This window comes from Mesorhizobium sp. M1182, assembly GCF_040318335.1.
GTDB lineage: Bacteria > Pseudomonadota > Alphaproteobacteria > Rhizobiales > Rhizobiaceae > Mesorhizobium.
On record NZ_JAMYMD010000035.1, the window covers coordinates 52,517 to 65,797 of the forward strand.

12 protein-coding genes are annotated in these 13,281 nt (G+C 62.1%); 3 read left to right on the forward strand and 9 right to left on the reverse strand.

From position 1 onward, the window contains the following. Positions 1–116: 116 nt before the first annotated feature. The 5 genes from NKH33_RS27760 to NKH33_RS27780 all read right to left on the reverse strand — a co-directional run bounded on the left by NKH33_RS27760 (position 117) and on the right by NKH33_RS27780 (position 4,958). Complete coding sequence (locus tag NKH33_RS27760) at positions 117–977, reverse strand: restriction endonuclease (RefSeq protein ID WP_352820141.1); 861 nt, start codon at positions 975–977, stop codon at positions 117–119. A gap of 12 nt (positions 978–989) precedes the next feature. After that, the gene (locus NKH33_RS27765) at positions 990–1,244 is read right to left on the reverse strand and encodes a hypothetical protein (protein ID WP_352820140.1); all 255 of its coding nucleotides are present in this window, start codon (positions 1,242–1,244) and stop codon (positions 990–992) included. Continuing rightward, positions 1,241–1,525, reverse strand: a complete 285-nt coding sequence (locus tag NKH33_RS27770) for a hypothetical protein (RefSeq protein WP_352820139.1) — start codon at positions 1,523–1,525, stop codon at positions 1,241–1,243. Before NKH33_RS27770 ends, NKH33_RS27765 begins: the two co-directional genes overlap by 4 nt. Positions 1,526–1,629: 104 nt before the next feature. Next, positions 1,630–4,077, reverse strand: a complete 2,448-nt coding sequence (locus tag NKH33_RS27775; RefSeq protein ID WP_352922439.1) for a type ISP restriction/modification enzyme — start codon at positions 4,075–4,077, stop codon at positions 1,630–1,632. A gap of 155 nt (positions 4,078–4,232) precedes the next feature. Next, positions 4,233–4,958 (reverse strand): hypothetical protein, encoded by a 726-nt coding sequence (locus tag NKH33_RS27780; protein ID WP_352922441.1) that lies wholly within the window; start codon positions 4,956–4,958, stop codon positions 4,233–4,235. A 234-nt stretch (positions 4,959–5,192) separates the two neighbouring features. Here NKH33_RS27780 and NKH33_RS27785 point away from each other — a divergent pair, with 234 nt between their 5' ends. From NKH33_RS27785 to NKH33_RS27795, 3 genes are all read left to right on the forward strand, one after another. Then, positions 5,193–6,593: a lipopolysaccharide biosynthesis protein gene (locus NKH33_RS27785; protein WP_352471346.1), complete on the forward strand. Its 1,401-nt coding sequence runs from the start codon at positions 5,193–5,195 to the stop codon at positions 6,591–6,593. Then, on the forward strand, positions 6,593–7,873 hold the full coding sequence (locus NKH33_RS27790; protein ID WP_352471347.1) for a GNAT family N-acetyltransferase: 1,281 nt from the start codon (positions 6,593–6,595) through the stop codon (positions 7,871–7,873). Before NKH33_RS27785 ends, NKH33_RS27790 begins: the two co-directional genes overlap by 1 nt. 212 nt (positions 7,874–8,085) lie before the next feature. Further along, the gene (locus NKH33_RS27795) at positions 8,086–8,694 is read left to right on the forward strand and encodes a hypothetical protein (protein WP_352471348.1); all 609 of its coding nucleotides are present in this window, start codon (positions 8,086–8,088) and stop codon (positions 8,692–8,694) included. A gap of 267 nt (positions 8,695–8,961) precedes the next feature. Here the strand turns inward: NKH33_RS27795 and ssuD are convergent, their stop codons facing one another. From ssuD to tauA, 4 genes are all read right to left on the reverse strand, one after another. Continuing rightward, positions 8,962–10,110 (reverse strand): FMNH2-dependent alkanesulfonate monooxygenase, encoded by a 1,149-nt coding sequence (gene ssuD, locus NKH33_RS27800; RefSeq protein ID WP_352471349.1) that lies wholly within the window; start codon positions 10,108–10,110, stop codon positions 8,962–8,964. Between the two features lie 42 nt (positions 10,111–10,152). After that, complete coding sequence (locus tag NKH33_RS27805; protein WP_352471350.1) at positions 10,153–11,001, reverse strand: ABC transporter permease subunit; 849 nt, start codon at positions 10,999–11,001, stop codon at positions 10,153–10,155. Further along, a complete protein-coding gene (locus NKH33_RS27810) occupies positions 10,998–11,792 on the reverse strand; it encodes a taurine ABC transporter ATP-binding protein (protein ID WP_352471351.1) in 795 nt (264 codons plus the stop codon). The genes NKH33_RS27805 and NKH33_RS27810 overlap by 4 nt, the downstream gene beginning before the upstream one ends. 69 nt (positions 11,793–11,861) lie before the next feature. Then, positions 11,862–12,869: a taurine ABC transporter substrate-binding protein gene (gene tauA, locus NKH33_RS27815; protein ID WP_352471352.1), complete on the reverse strand. Its 1,008-nt coding sequence runs from the start codon at positions 12,867–12,869 to the stop codon at positions 11,862–11,864. Between the last annotated feature and the right edge of the window lie 412 nt (positions 12,870–13,281).

Below are 13,281 nucleotides of genomic sequence, written 5' to 3' on the forward strand. Positions count from 1 at the left end.
GGTGCCCGACGGGCGGATGAGGGGCAGCGCGGACTTTCGCGATTGGCCGATCTCCCCACTTGAGGGGGAGATGGCCGGCAGGCTAGAGGGGGGCGCTGTCCCGCCAGCGTGACCAGCTAAAATCCCGCGAAGGCGGCTTCGTCCACAGTTACTTCCTCAACCATCTTCACGCGCACGCCGATCTTCTGCTCCTTGAGCAGGTCGCATAATCCGTCGCCGTCGATCAGGTCGATGGCCGGTGCTCCGTCGCGCACGGCCTCTCGACGAGCATCCGCCGTAAAAGTACCGGTGGTGATAATCAGGCCCTTGTCCGCCCGCCCCACCATGGCGCCGCGAAAGTCTCGCACAACGCCTGCCCCGACTGATCCTCTCCAGCGCTTGGATTGGAACAGCACGTGGAATGAAAGCAGGTTGACCCGCAATACGCCGGTACCGTCGATGCCGCCGTCGCCGCTCCTCCCGGTTACTTCGACCTTGATGAAACCCGCCTCTCGGAGGAGCCGCTGGCACAAGCGCTCGAAGGCTGCTGGGTCCAGCGCCAAGAGAATGTCGAGCAATTGCTCGCGCCAATCCTTCAAAGAGATTTCCGCTGCTTCCGCCTCGACCTCTACCCGCTCAGGGGTGACGACAACCTTCGCCTTGCGCAAAGCGGCATCCGCCCGCCTGACGCTCCGCACGATCTCGTCCGGATTGAGTGACAACGCTGCACGGCCTTCCGCAGTCAGGGCCCACACGCCGCGCTCGCTATTATTCGTAAACCCCGCATTCTTCAGCCAACTCCGCGCCCAGGCGCAGCGATAGTCGAATTTCGACCTTGGCCCATCGCCAACCAGCACCGTCCGCGCCGCGTCGGAAACGTTCATCAACACAGCCGTCTTGTCGTCAATCTCTTCGATCGAAGCCGAGCCACCGAGTGCGTCCAACGCCCTGAGAACCGGCACGAAGAACTCTGCGAAAGGTGGAACGGTTGCTTTCATTGGTCCCCACCCTTACGCCGCCTTAAGCCGTTTCAACTCCAACTCAAAGGCAACTCGCAAGGCCTCGCCCTCTTCCGGCGGAAGCAACAGCGTCAGCTCCGGAACCAGCTTCTCCCAGCTAGCTGTCTCGGCTTCGCTCCACGGCAGCCGCTCAGCTTTGCCGGCAAGGCGAAGCAGTCGGTTGAGGTGCTTGCGGATATAGGCGACGTTAGGAGCGCGAGGCTCCGTGACAGCACGTTCGGTTGCGAAAAACGAAAGCTGATTCATGCAGCTTTCAGCCGCTCCATTTCGGCCTCGAACTCGAACTTCAACTGCGCCGCTTCTTCCTCCGGCAGCCAAAGCGCCATCTGTGGCACGATCTTGCGGTAGAGCCGGACGCTGTCCTGATCCCAAGGCAGCGTTTCGGCGCCGCGCGCCTCGGCGATAAGCCTGTGCAATCGCGCGCGTACCCGGTCCGGATCGCCATGATAATAAACGGTCGGCGCATCCTCATCGAACAGTTCGGACTGTTCTTCGGCGCCAAAAAGGTCGAGTTGATTTCTTGCCATGTCCACGGATGCAAGGGTTCGATTCTGACCCGAACTATGCCTCATCCCGTTTCGTGAAGCGACTACCCGCGATCGGCTTATCCCCGTATTCCTGACGTCGCCTGTCAGTTGACCTTTTCCGCACCGCCGGCTGCGAGCGCCGATTGCAGGTGTGCTACCTTGATCAATTCAGCATCTAGGATGCGCTCCATGAGGTCGCCCTGCGCCGGCTCCAGCGCCACCAACCGGCCAAGCACGTTGAGCAGATCGATCAGGTCGGTCGTGTATTCGGCGAGCCAGTGGTCTGGTTGCACAAAATCTAAGGGCGACGGCGGTCGCTTATCGCCGATCTGCGGACGCGATCGGTCGCGCTTGCGATAGCTGAACCAATGCCAGACCACCTGCTTGCCCGACACCTCGTAGTCCCACATTTCCGGCGTGACATTGTCTACGAAGCCTTTGCCTACATGGAGCCGGCGCTTCACGGGATCGTACTCCATAGTATCCGGAAGTGGCTGCGGTGCGCCGGGGATTGCGCCACCGATCGGAACTGTCGGGGCTGCGTCCCTTACCATCCGGGGCGGCGCCTTCGGTCGACCCGCGGTGGGATCGAAAAACCGCTCACCATAAGTGTGCAGCCAGATTACCTCGCGACCCAACGTCACGGCTTCCGAAAACAGCGAAGGATCGGCGGTCAGCGGCACGCGCAGGCCGGGCTGCACGAGGTCAGGTTGGAAGCGTTTGGTAAAGGCCGGATGTGCCATCACTGCTGCAAGATAGGCGACTACATCCTCGGCCGATATTGGATGGCCGTACGTTTCCGCCAACAGGGCGATCAGCTTCTTTGAGACATTCGGCTCCTTGGCAGCAGCATCGCGCCATAGCGGATGCACGCGGCCGCCGAAGGAGCCTTTATAGTGGTCGTAATCCGGAACATAGCCTGTGAATGTGATTGCCGGTCCGGATCTTGGTGATGCTCGATATAACCCCGTGAGGTAAACTTGGTGGTTCGAGTGTGTATTCCACAGTGTCGGATTCAATTGATTAATCACCCGCACATCGGGAATAATCCATTGTCGATCCAATGTCCTATAGCCATAGCGGATTGGATTTATTACTGGGCCTCTGTCGAAGATGATTGGTCCTGGTCGGTGTTCATGGCCCCTAACGGCATCCTTCACAATTTTGCGAATATGCTTGTCGCCTGGCACACCGTCACGAAGGTGAGGATGGAATTTCTGCTCCTTTCGATCAGGATCAGCTTCAGATGCTAAGCTCTCCCACCGACTTCCGAGTGAAAGCGAATCCGGCGCGATGATCCATGTTCTGCCCGGCTGAACGCCGGAACCGTTGTATGTGAAGAATTCGCTGAGCTGGGGAAAACTCGACCATGCCCCCGTCGCCGCCGGAGAGAACGGGTCGCGCCAGCCGGTGAGACAGTCCTCCCAATCCGTGCCGTGGAACGAGAGCTGTTCCAGCGCCTTAAACTTCTCCTCGCGACGGCCTTTCGGCAATGCGTGGAAACGAACCCGAGCCGGCTTGTTGTTGTCCTTGGCCAGTTTCTTCGCCGCGAGCACGATACAGACTGGCTGCTGTACGCCTTGAAAGACGCGCGTCGGGACATTTGGCTGGTGCCCTTCCGGCGAACAGTCCACCACCCAAATGTCCGAGCAACTGCGCCTAAGGTCGTCGCGCATCTTCTCGAAGCCCGGGCCGTTGAGGAACCCGGCTACGCTGATGAAGCAAACAATGCCTTCCTCGTCCTTGTCGGGCAGACCGGTCGATGCGTTGAGCCCCGAGCCAAAAACCTTCCATGTCGCCCAGCGCCAGAAATAAACATAGAGATTTTTCAGATGCTTGGCGTGCGCGCCCACGCCCCAACCGTTCGGCGGCGTCCACCAGCTCATCGGCGACGGCCGACCCTTCGTGCCGGCCTCGATCCAACCGCCGCGTCCCTTGGCCTTTTCCTTGTAGGGCGGGTTCCCGATGACGACAGTGATCTTTTGAGTCTTCTTGATCGTGTTGGCATCACGCCGCGATTTTGCAACGGCGCCAACCTGAACAAGCGTCTCTTCCTCAACGAACGGATTGCCGAGCGTGTTGGTAATGAATAACCTCAATTCTGGGACATGCGGCAGATCGCCATCGTTCGTCTTCATCAACGTCTGCATCTCGGCAATAAGACGAAGCTGCGCCACCGCGAACGGGCCAAACTGAAGCTCGAAGCCGACCAGTCTCTGCGCCGCCGCCGCGATTGAGCCGCGCACGGCACCTTCGCCCTGATCGTTGGCCACCGTTGAAGCGATATGGCGCAATACACCTAGCAGAAAGGTGCCGGTGCCGACCGCCGGGTCGGCAATCGTCACGTCGGCCGACGCAAGCCCGGCGTGGCGCTCGAACAAAGGGCCACGCAACGTCTCATCGACCAGTCGCACCATCGCGCTGACCACTTCTGGCGGGGTGTAGTATGAGCCGGTCTTCTTCCGCAGCGTGTTGTCATAGACTTCAAGGAAATCTTCGTAGAAATAGAGCCACGCTTCCGGTTTATCCTTGCTGATCGTGTGCCAGTTCACCTCATTGAGAACGCGGGTCAGCGTTTGCAGCGATGTCTTCAGCGCCTGCTGGTTGGCCTCGTCGTCGGTCAGAAGCCCGAGCGCGGTGCCGATCAGAGAATTCGTCTTTCTCAGCTCGTAGGCCGCTTGGTGAATGCCGCCGGTGAGTGGAATATCTAGGGCTCGTGCAACGAGAAGGCCGAAGGGACCGCTTGCGCGTAACCATCAGCGAATTGGGCGTCGTCGGCTTCCGGAAACAGCAGCTTGCGCCAGTCTTTCGCCAGCGCCGTCAATCCTTCGCTGCCACGGGCCATCTGCTCCACGACCTCGTCGCGTAACAGCCGGCAGAGCCGCGCGCTGACTTCCGCCAGGCGCCTTGCATTTGGCGGCGCGATCGGAGCCCAGGTCAGAAAGTTATTGATCAACGGAAGAAGACTGGCTGGCGCACCCAGCTTCGCGCCTGAAGAGACAACGTCACCATCCAGCAAGACGACTTTGCCCTGCAGCACTCCATCTTGCCAAAGGCTGAACGCATTGCCATCGGTGTAGAGCAGATTGGGTAATGACTTCAGCTTGTTCCACTGGTCTTTGTCATGCGGGTCACTGAAATGGCGAGGGTCAGCGCCCTTCCCGGGCTGCTTGACCTCGATGAAGCCGACAAGCGCATTGTTGACTGTTACGGCGAAGTCCGGACGCGTCTTGATGTCAGCAAGACTTGTCTCCCCCACGAGGTGGACCGATCCGGCGGCGTATTTCGCCAGTTCGGCAAGCTCGTGCACCAGCCTTTCGAGCGGTCCGCGAAGCTGATCCTCTGGTGCGCCTCCGATTGCCGGATTTGAAAGCTTCGGCTTAAGCGATGCGCCGTAGGCGGATACCGCATCAGCGACAGTCTTTTCCGTCATTTCTCCCCCGGGCCGCGCAAGAGCGTGATTAGTCTTGTTCCGCATCAAGACTCGAATCGAGCATAACTAGGAAGCTCGCCCATGCCAGCAGATTTTATTTGTCGGCGTCCGCTCGCATCGCCATGCGGCCGGCATGATCAGAGTGCGGGCCCCTCCACCGCCCACCCAACCGTTTCTTAATGTGTCTCCGCTACACCCAACCCCTGTAAATTGGCGGAAAACGGAGAGTATTGGGTGCGCTTTTCCGCGGCGACGACAGCCGGGCGGTTCCTGCCGCAGCGCCTTGCGCTGCGCATAAGGCCGCTGCTTGGCCTGATCGATGCCGTCCTGTTCAGCGCCGGCGCGCGCGGCGAGGCCGGCCGCATGTCGCTGATCGCCTTTTCAGTCCGCATCGTCAGCGCCGTCATCGCCTTCGTCAGCCAGGTCTTGATGGCGCGCTGGATGGGCTCGTTCGAATACGGCATTTTCGTGCTCGTGTGGGTGACGATGGTCATCGTCGGCAATCTCGCCTGCCTCGGCTTCCACACCTCGATCATCCGCTTCATTCCCGAATATCGCGAGCGTGGCATGATGGCCGAACTGCGCGGCATCGTGCGGGCCAGCCGGCTGTTCGTACTGGTTGCCTCGACGCTGATCGCCGGCCTCGGCGCGCTCGGCGTCTGGCTGCTGTCGCCCTTTATCGAGAACTACTATGTCGTGCCGTTCATCCTCGGCATCATCTGCCTGCCGATGATTGCCATGTCCGACCTTCTGCAAGGGCTGGCGCGGGCCAATTCCTGGGCACTGTTTGCGCTGTCGCCGACATTCCTGGTGCGGCCGCTGCTGATCCTGGCGTTCATGGCGCTGATGCTGCTGGCGGGCTATGCGCCCGACGCCAAGACGGCGATCTTCGCCGCGATCGCCGCCACCTATGCCACCACGCTCGGCCAGCTCATCGGCGTGACGTCGCGCATCGACAAAAGAATCCCGGCCGGACCGATGAAATTGCATTTCGGCCAATGGTTCATCGTCTCGCTGCCGATCTTCCTGGTCGAGAGCTTCTTCTTCCTGCTCACCAATGCCGACGTGCTGATGGTCGGCGCCTATCTCCATCCCAACGACGTCGCCGTCTATTTCGCCACCGTCAAGACGCTGGCGCTGGTGCATTTCGTCTATTTCGCGGTCAAGGCCGGCGTCGCCCAGCGCTATGCCCAGTTCACCCATGGCGAGCCGCAAAAGCTCGCCGCCTTCGCCCGCGAAACCGTGTCGTGGACCTTCTGGCCGTCGCTGGCGATGGCGCTGCTCGTGCTGGCCCTGGGCGAGCCGATGCTGACCCTGTTCGGCCCGGAATTTTCCGCCGGCTATCCGCTGCTGTTCGTGCTGGTGTTCGGCGTCGTCGCGCGGGCCGCCGTCGGCCCTTGCGAAAGCCTGCTCACCATGAGCGGCAACCAGAATATCTGTGCCGCTGTCTATGCCATGACGCTGGCCTTCAACATCGCGCTTAGCGTCGTGCTGATCCCGCTCTTCGGTCTGTGGGGCGCGGCGATGGCCACCGTCTTCGCCATGATCTTCGAGGCCGGCGCGCTGTCCTTTACGGTCTGGCGCAAGCTCGGCATCGCCATGGTCATTTTCGTGCCCGCCAAAGGAGCCGCCTGATGGCTGCCGTCCCCTTGCTCGAGGAAACCAGCGGCGGCCCGGCCGGCGCCATGGTGTCCGGCCTTGCCGGGCTTGCCCGCGAAGCCGATCCCGCCCATGTCGAGATCCTCGCCAACAACCGGCCCGAGCGCAAGCTTGCCATCTATCCGGCCTCCGCCGGCTTCGACCTGGTCGAGGAGCTCGACTATCTCTGCACCCGCACGATCGAGCCCAACGTCTTCTTCAATCCGCGCTTCCTGGCGCCGGCCATGCCCAGACTGGAGGACCGCGAGGTGCGGCTGGCCGTCATCCGCGACGGCGACCAGTACCGCAACCGGCTGCGCCTGCTGGTGCCGTTCTCGGTCGAGCGGCCGGCGGTGCCGCTCGGCGTTCCAGTCATGCGCACCTGGTCGAGCCCGTTCGGCCCGATCGGCACGCCGCTGGTCGACCGCGACGATCCGATCGGCGTGATCGAGGATCTCTTCTCGATGCTGTCCAGGCCGCATCTCAAGCTGCCGAAAGTCTTCGTGCTGCCCGACATAAGGCTGGACGGCCCGGTGGCCAGCCTGCTCGCCAGCGTCGCCGAAACGCGCGGCCTGACGCTGGTCACCACCGGCAAGGCCGAGCGCCCGGTGCTCGAAAGCGAGCTCGACGGCGAGGAATATCTGAAGGCTTCGCTGCGCGCGCACCATTATCGCGAGTTCCGCCGCCTGAAGCGCCGCCTCGCCGACCTCGGCCGGCTGGAGCATGTCGTGGCGCGCGGGCCTGACGAGATCCGCCACGCCATCGAAAATTTCCTGACGCTGGAGGCTGCCGGCTGGAAAGGCCGCGAGCGCACCGCCATGGCCATCGACCGCTACCGCGCCGCCTTCGCCCGCGAAGCGGTGCACCGGCTGGCCGAACAGGATCTTTGCCGCATCCATTCGCTGACGCTCGACGGCCGCACCATCGCCTGCCTGGTCGTCTTCGTCGAGGCCGGCGTCGCCTACACCTGGAAGACCGCCTATGACGAGACGCTCGCTGCCTGTTCGCCGGGCACGCTGCTGATGATCGAGGTGACCAGGCAGCATCTCGACGATCCCAACATCATGATGACCGATTCCTGCGCCGTGCCCGACCATCCGGTGATGAGCCGGCTGTGGAGCGAACGCAAGCCGATGGGCACGCTGGTGATCGGGCTGACGCCGGACGCCGACCGCCCCGCCCGCCAGGCGGCGTCGCAGCTTCACCTCTACCGCGAAACCCGCAACATGGCGCGCCTGCTGCGCAACCGGATGAGGAGCCTGCTGCGCCGCCGCTAGTGCATAGGGTCCAAAGTGGGCCCCGGCCCGTCCGTCTCTGCACCGTCGGCTCTCTCGGGCCTAGGTCGTCAGGGTTAATTCTCCCGATCAGCGGAAAGGATTAGCATCGACGCAGTCCCAACCGGGATGAGGCGATCAATTACGGCCGCGCGTCCAGCATCACTGCCGCCTCGGTCCTGCACGGCCAGAAGAAAAAAATCTGGGAGGAATGCATGATGAAAACAACTCACCTCAGGCGTGTCGGTATCCTCACCTTGGCAGGTCTCGTTGGCGCGTGTCTGAACGCCGCCACTCCTCGGGCGGCCGAACCCGACAAAGCCGAGATCGATGCCCTGCGTAAATCGCTGTCCAGGTATGAAGACTACAAGGTTGCCATTCGCGAGCTTTATCTATCGACGGTAGGATGCGTCTTCTACAGCGGCGAAAAGGTAGAGGGGGCGATGGACTACCCGAAGGGCGCGATGGGCATCCATTTCGTCAACGTCACGACTGTCGGCCCGACCGCGGATCCGACGCGTCCCAATGTGCTGATCTACGAGCCGGTCGGCGGCGAATTGCGCCTGGTCGGCGTGGAATGGCTCGTGCCCTTGACCCCGGACACCAAGGAGCCGCCGAAGCTTTTCGGCCAGACATTCATGGGGCCTATGGAGGGGCATTATCCGCTCATCCCGAAGGAGTTCCACCACTACGACCTTCACGCCTGGCTGTTCAAGGACAACCCGCTCGGAATGTTCAGCCCGACGAACCCGGACGTGAAATGCGACAATTATGCGTTCCCGATGCCTGAGCAGCCGACCAAGATGGTGCCGGGACCAATGTGAGCGACCTCGTTACCGCCTGAGGCTGTCGGAGGGGCGGGCCGCGGCCCCAATAGCAGTTATCCCAGGAGGGCTCCTGGGATAACGCCAGCCGAGCTCGCTTGAGAGGCCGGATATGTCTTATCCTAACTTTATCCGGCGGTTAGCCAGGACGCTCGTTGCTCTCGATCGATTCCCGAAAGCCATGTCATTGGACCTGGCCGCAGCCTCGCTCCGATCGCCGTCGCGAAGCCACATGACATCGCTCTGGCCGACGCTGTCGGCAGGACGTCACGAAGCGGACGCGGTGACTTTGGGGCGTCCGAACTCGACGTCCCAGCTGCGCTCCTGGGGTGCGGTTTCGCCACTCAGGCCGAGTTTGGGGAAAAGCAATTCAGCGACGTTGAACGCCTCTTCCAGATGCGGATAGCCGGACGCGATGATGGTTTCGATGCCGATCTCCTGATATTCGCGAATGCGCGCGGCAACATTGTCGGGATTGCCGACCAGGGCCGTCCCCGCACCTCCGCGCACCAGCCCCGGTCCCGCCCATAGATTCGGGCCGACGACCAGCCGGTCGCGGCGGCCCTGATGGAGCGCCGACATGCGCTTTTGGCCGACGGATTCCGAAATGTGGACAAATCCCTTCTGGGCTTCGGCGATCAGGTCGTCGGTGACGTGGCTGATCAGCCGGTCGGCCGCCGCCCACGCCTCATCCTCCGTCTCACGTACGATCAGGTGAATGCGAAGGCCGAAGCGCATCATGCGGCCTTGCGCCGCTGCGGCTTCCCTGACGCGGGCGATCTTTTCGGCAAGCTGGTCCACCGGTTCACCCCAGCTCAGATAGGTGTCCACGTGCTTGGCGGCGATCGCGATGCCGGCATCCGAAGAGCCTCCGAACCAGAGTGGCGGATGCGGCCGCTGAACCGGCGGGAAGGAAATGTCGGTGCCGTGGGCGGAAAGGTACTTGCCGTCGAAATCCGCCGGCTCACCCGAAAGGATTCGCCGCCAGATCGTCAGGAACTCGTCGGTCTGTGCATAGCGCTCGTCATGACTGAGCTTGTTGCCGTCGCCGGCGAGATCGGCCGGGTCGGCTCCAGTGACGACATTGAGCAGGACACGACCACCGGAAATGCGGTCCAGAGTGGCTGCATGACGCGCAAACAGCGCCGGTGTACCGCTGCCCGGCCGAAGTGCCACGAGGAACTTCAGCCGTTCGGTGAGCGGGATCAGCCCGGCCGCCACGATCCAGGCGTCCTCACAACGCGTTCCTGTCGGCAGGAGCACACCCTTGAAGCCAAGCCGGTCCGCAGCCTGGGCGATCTCCCTGAGATAGCCGAAGGTTGCCGGGCGGTGCCGCTCGTCCGTGCCGAGATACGGTCCATCGCCATGGGTCGGCAGATACCAGTAGAGGTCGAGCGGACGGGTGTTGCTGGACATCGGATTGTTTCCTTCAGCGATTGCGGAATGTCTAGGCAAGCGTCAGATCTTGCCCTTCCAGGGGATGAGGCGATGCTCCAGCCAGCGCATGCCGCTGGTAAAGGCGAAGGCAAGAATGGCGATGACGATGAGGCCGACGAAGACGACGTCGGTGGCGAGGAAATTGGCCGCCGACATGATCATGTAGCCGAGGCCCGACTGGGCCGCGATCAACTCGGCCGCTACCAGCGTGGACAATCCGGCGCCGATGGCAATCTTAAGGCCGGTCATGATTTCCGGCAACGCGGACGGCAGGATGATGCTGGTGAAAAGTTGCAGCCGGCTCGCACCGAGCGACAGCGCGGCATTGATGCGTTCGGCCGGCACCGACCGGACGCCGGCCTGTGCGGCAAAACAGATCGGGGCGAAGGTCGACAGCGACAGGAGCACGATCTTGGACGTTTCGCCGATGCCCAGCCAGATGATCAGCAGCGGCAGGTAGGCCAAAGGCGGCAGACCCCAGTAGAGATCGATCGGAACGCTGAAGATGCCCTTGACCCAGCGATTGAGTCCCATCAGCAGGCCGAGCGGAACGCCCAGGAAAATGCCGCCACCGAGCGCCGCGGCGATGCGGCCGAGGCTGGCGAGTGTGTGCTCGAGGAGCGTACCGTTGGCATAGCCATCGGCCCAGACGGCGCTGAACTGGGTCAGTACCTCGGCGGGCGACGGCAGGAACAGCGGCGACGCCCAGCCGAAGCGCGTGGCCAAAAACCACAAGGCGATGAGCGACGCCAGGGTGACCAGGCTGATGCCGAGCGTGCTTGTCGAAGCGGACCGGCGCGTCTTGGGAGACGGCGCGCGTTGAGCTATCGAAGACGAAAAAGAGGTTCCGGAATTGGCGGCGAGCGTCATTGCAAGGTTCCTGTGCGGGCGCCTTCCGGCTGGTGGATGAGCGAGCGGATTTCCTGCCGCAGTTCGATGAAACGCGGGTGGGACTGGATCGGCCCGATGTCGCCGCTCTCAGCGAAGTCGCGAACGAAGTCGGCGTCGAACCGGGCAACGATGCGGCCTGGTCGAGGCGACATCACAACGATGGTGGTGCCGAGCGTGAGGGCTTCCTCGATCGAATGGGTAATGAACAGGATCTGCTTGCCGGTCTTGGCCCAGACCGAGGCCAGAAGCTGCTGCATCGTCTCGCGCGTCAGGCTGTCGAGGGCGCCGAACGGCTCGTCCATCAGCAGGATCTTCGGATCGGTGGCCAGCGCCCGCGCGATGCCGACTCGCTGGCGCATGCCGCCGGACAGTTCATAGGGCGGCTTTTCGGCGAAATCGGCGAGCCCGACCAGTTCCAGCAGACGCCTCGATCGCTCATGGCGTTCGCCGCGCCGCACGCCTCGGTATTTCAGGCCGAGAGCGACATTGTCCAGCACATTGGCCCAGGGCAGCAAGGTATCTTTCTGGAAGACGACGCCACGATCGCCGCCGGGCGCGACAATTTCTTTTCCGTCCAGTGTGATCGTGCCTTCGGTGAGCGGCAGGAAGCCGGCGATCGCGTTGAGCAATGTCGACTTGCCGCATCCGGAAGCACCAACCGCGACAACGATGGAATCTGGAGCGATATCGAGCGAGACGTGATCAAGCGCGTGTACGTCCTGGCCATCCGAGGCCGGAAAGGTCACGCTGGCATCGCGGATCCGAAGCATGGTGGGCCTCCAAGCAGTCTGGCTGGCGAGAATTCCGCCAGCCAGAACCTGAATTTCGTCAGGTGATTTCTAGTTCGAGGCCTTGGCAGCGTCTGCGTATTCCGGATCGGCGAACGCGGCGTAGCTGTCCTTGATGGCGGTGATCTTGTGCTGGTCCTTCAGGAAGCCTGCGGTGTCCTTGAGGATTTTCGCAACGGCGCTCTTGTCGCCACCGCCCAGCCATTTGTCGGACACCTGCTCGTCGAGCGGCGGAACCACAGTCGTCTTCAACTGCTCCGAATTCTCGGCCGCCGTGCCGCCCTGCAATTTGGCGATCAGCTTGGCGCTCTCTGAGTCCGGTCCCCATGCGGCCGGGTTGCTCAGGTAGGCGGTGTTGTAGCCGTCGATCAGCCGGACATACTGGCCGAGGAAGTCGGGATTGGCCTTGGCGAACTCGCCGGTCACGACCAGCGCGCTGAAGGTCGGCGCGCCACGGTCGGCGACCTGGCCGGCTGTGAGCAGAACCTTGCCGTCCTTTTTGAGTTCAGAGAGTGCCGGATCCCAGACGAAGGCCCCGTCAATGTCGCCGCGCTTCCAGGCAGCGACGATTTCGGGCTGCGGAATGGCGATGACCTGGGTTTCTTTCTCCGAAATGCCTTCCTGCTTGAGGACGGCGAGAAGCTGGTAATGGTCCGTCGATACTGGCGCGGCCGCGAGCTTCTTGCCCCGCAGGTCGGCCGGCGACTTGATATCGGGCCGCACCACCAGGGCTTCTCCGTCACGGGAGACCGAGGAGATGTAGAAGGCCTTCACGTCGATGCCCCTGCTGACGGCTGCGGCGAACGGGCTTGATCCGACATCGCCGATCTGGACGTCGCCGGATGCGATGGCAGCAAAGATGTCAGCACCGGAATTGAAGCGGCGGTATTCGATGTTCCAGCCGGTTTTCTTGGCAAGATCGCCGTTGGCAATACCGAGGTTGTAGGGATTGGCACCGGTCTGGTAGGCGATGACGACTTTCTTGTCGTCGGCATGCGCTGCAGCGGATGTGGCCGCTATGGCAAGCCCGACAAGGGCGGCGGAAATAAGTTTTCGCATGGAGCCTTAATCCTTTTGAACAGAGGGCAAACCCCTCGACCGCCCTATTCAAAGAGCGTTGGATTAAAGTCCACTGATATTATAGACTTAGATAGCAATGGAATTCTTAAAATCAGCTCGCGCTTAAAAAAGAATTCGGATTTAGACGGCACCCTGTCGCCCGCGGGATTATTCAGGCGCAAAATGCGGAGTGCTTACGGGCCGCGCCTTGGCCATATATCGCCTATCAGGCACTTGCCTTGGCACTTTATCCGTCAGCCCGAAGCCGCCCGGACCGGTTGGCTCTTCGGCTGGCGCGCTGAAAGCAGGGCAACGAATTGATCCACGGCCTGCCCGGCCCGCGCCAGAACCAGCGAATCTACGAGCTTGCCGTCGGCAAAGTCGCTGTCACTGCCATAGACGGCGCTCGGCA

Coding starts and splice junctions, on each gene's coding strand:
- NKH33_RS27760 (WP_352820141.1), bottom strand. CDS start 977: ATGAAAGCAACCGTTCCACCTTTCGCAGAGTTCTTCGTGCCGGTTCTC.
- NKH33_RS27765 (WP_352820140.1), bottom strand. CDS start 1,244: ATGAATCAGCTTTCGTTTTTCGCAACCGAACGTGCTGTCACGGAGCCT.
- NKH33_RS27770 (WP_352820139.1), bottom strand. CDS start 1,525: ATGGCAAGAAATCAACTCGACCTTTTTGGCGCCGAAGAACAGTCCGAA.
- NKH33_RS27780 (WP_352922441.1), bottom strand. CDS start 4,958: ATGACGGAAAAGACTGTCGCTGATGCGGTATCCGCCTACGGCGCATCG.
- NKH33_RS27790 (WP_352471347.1), top strand. CDS start 6,593: ATGGCTGCCGTCCCCTTGCTCGAGGAAACCAGCGGCGGCCCGGCCGGC.
- NKH33_RS27795 (WP_352471348.1), top strand. CDS start 8,086: ATGATGAAAACAACTCACCTCAGGCGTGTCGGTATCCTCACCTTGGCA.
- ssuD (WP_352471349.1), bottom strand. CDS start 10,110: ATGTCCAGCAACACCCGTCCGCTCGACCTCTACTGGTATCTGCCGACC.
- NKH33_RS27805 (WP_352471350.1), bottom strand. CDS start 11,001: ATGACGCTCGCCGCCAATTCCGGAACCTCTTTTTCGTCTTCGATAGCT.
- NKH33_RS27810 (WP_352471351.1), bottom strand. CDS start 11,792: ATGCTTCGGATCCGCGATGCCAGCGTGACCTTTCCGGCCTCGGATGGC.
- tauA (WP_352471352.1), bottom strand. CDS start 12,869: ATGCGAAAACTTATTTCCGCCGCCCTTGTCGGGCTTGCCATAGCGGCC.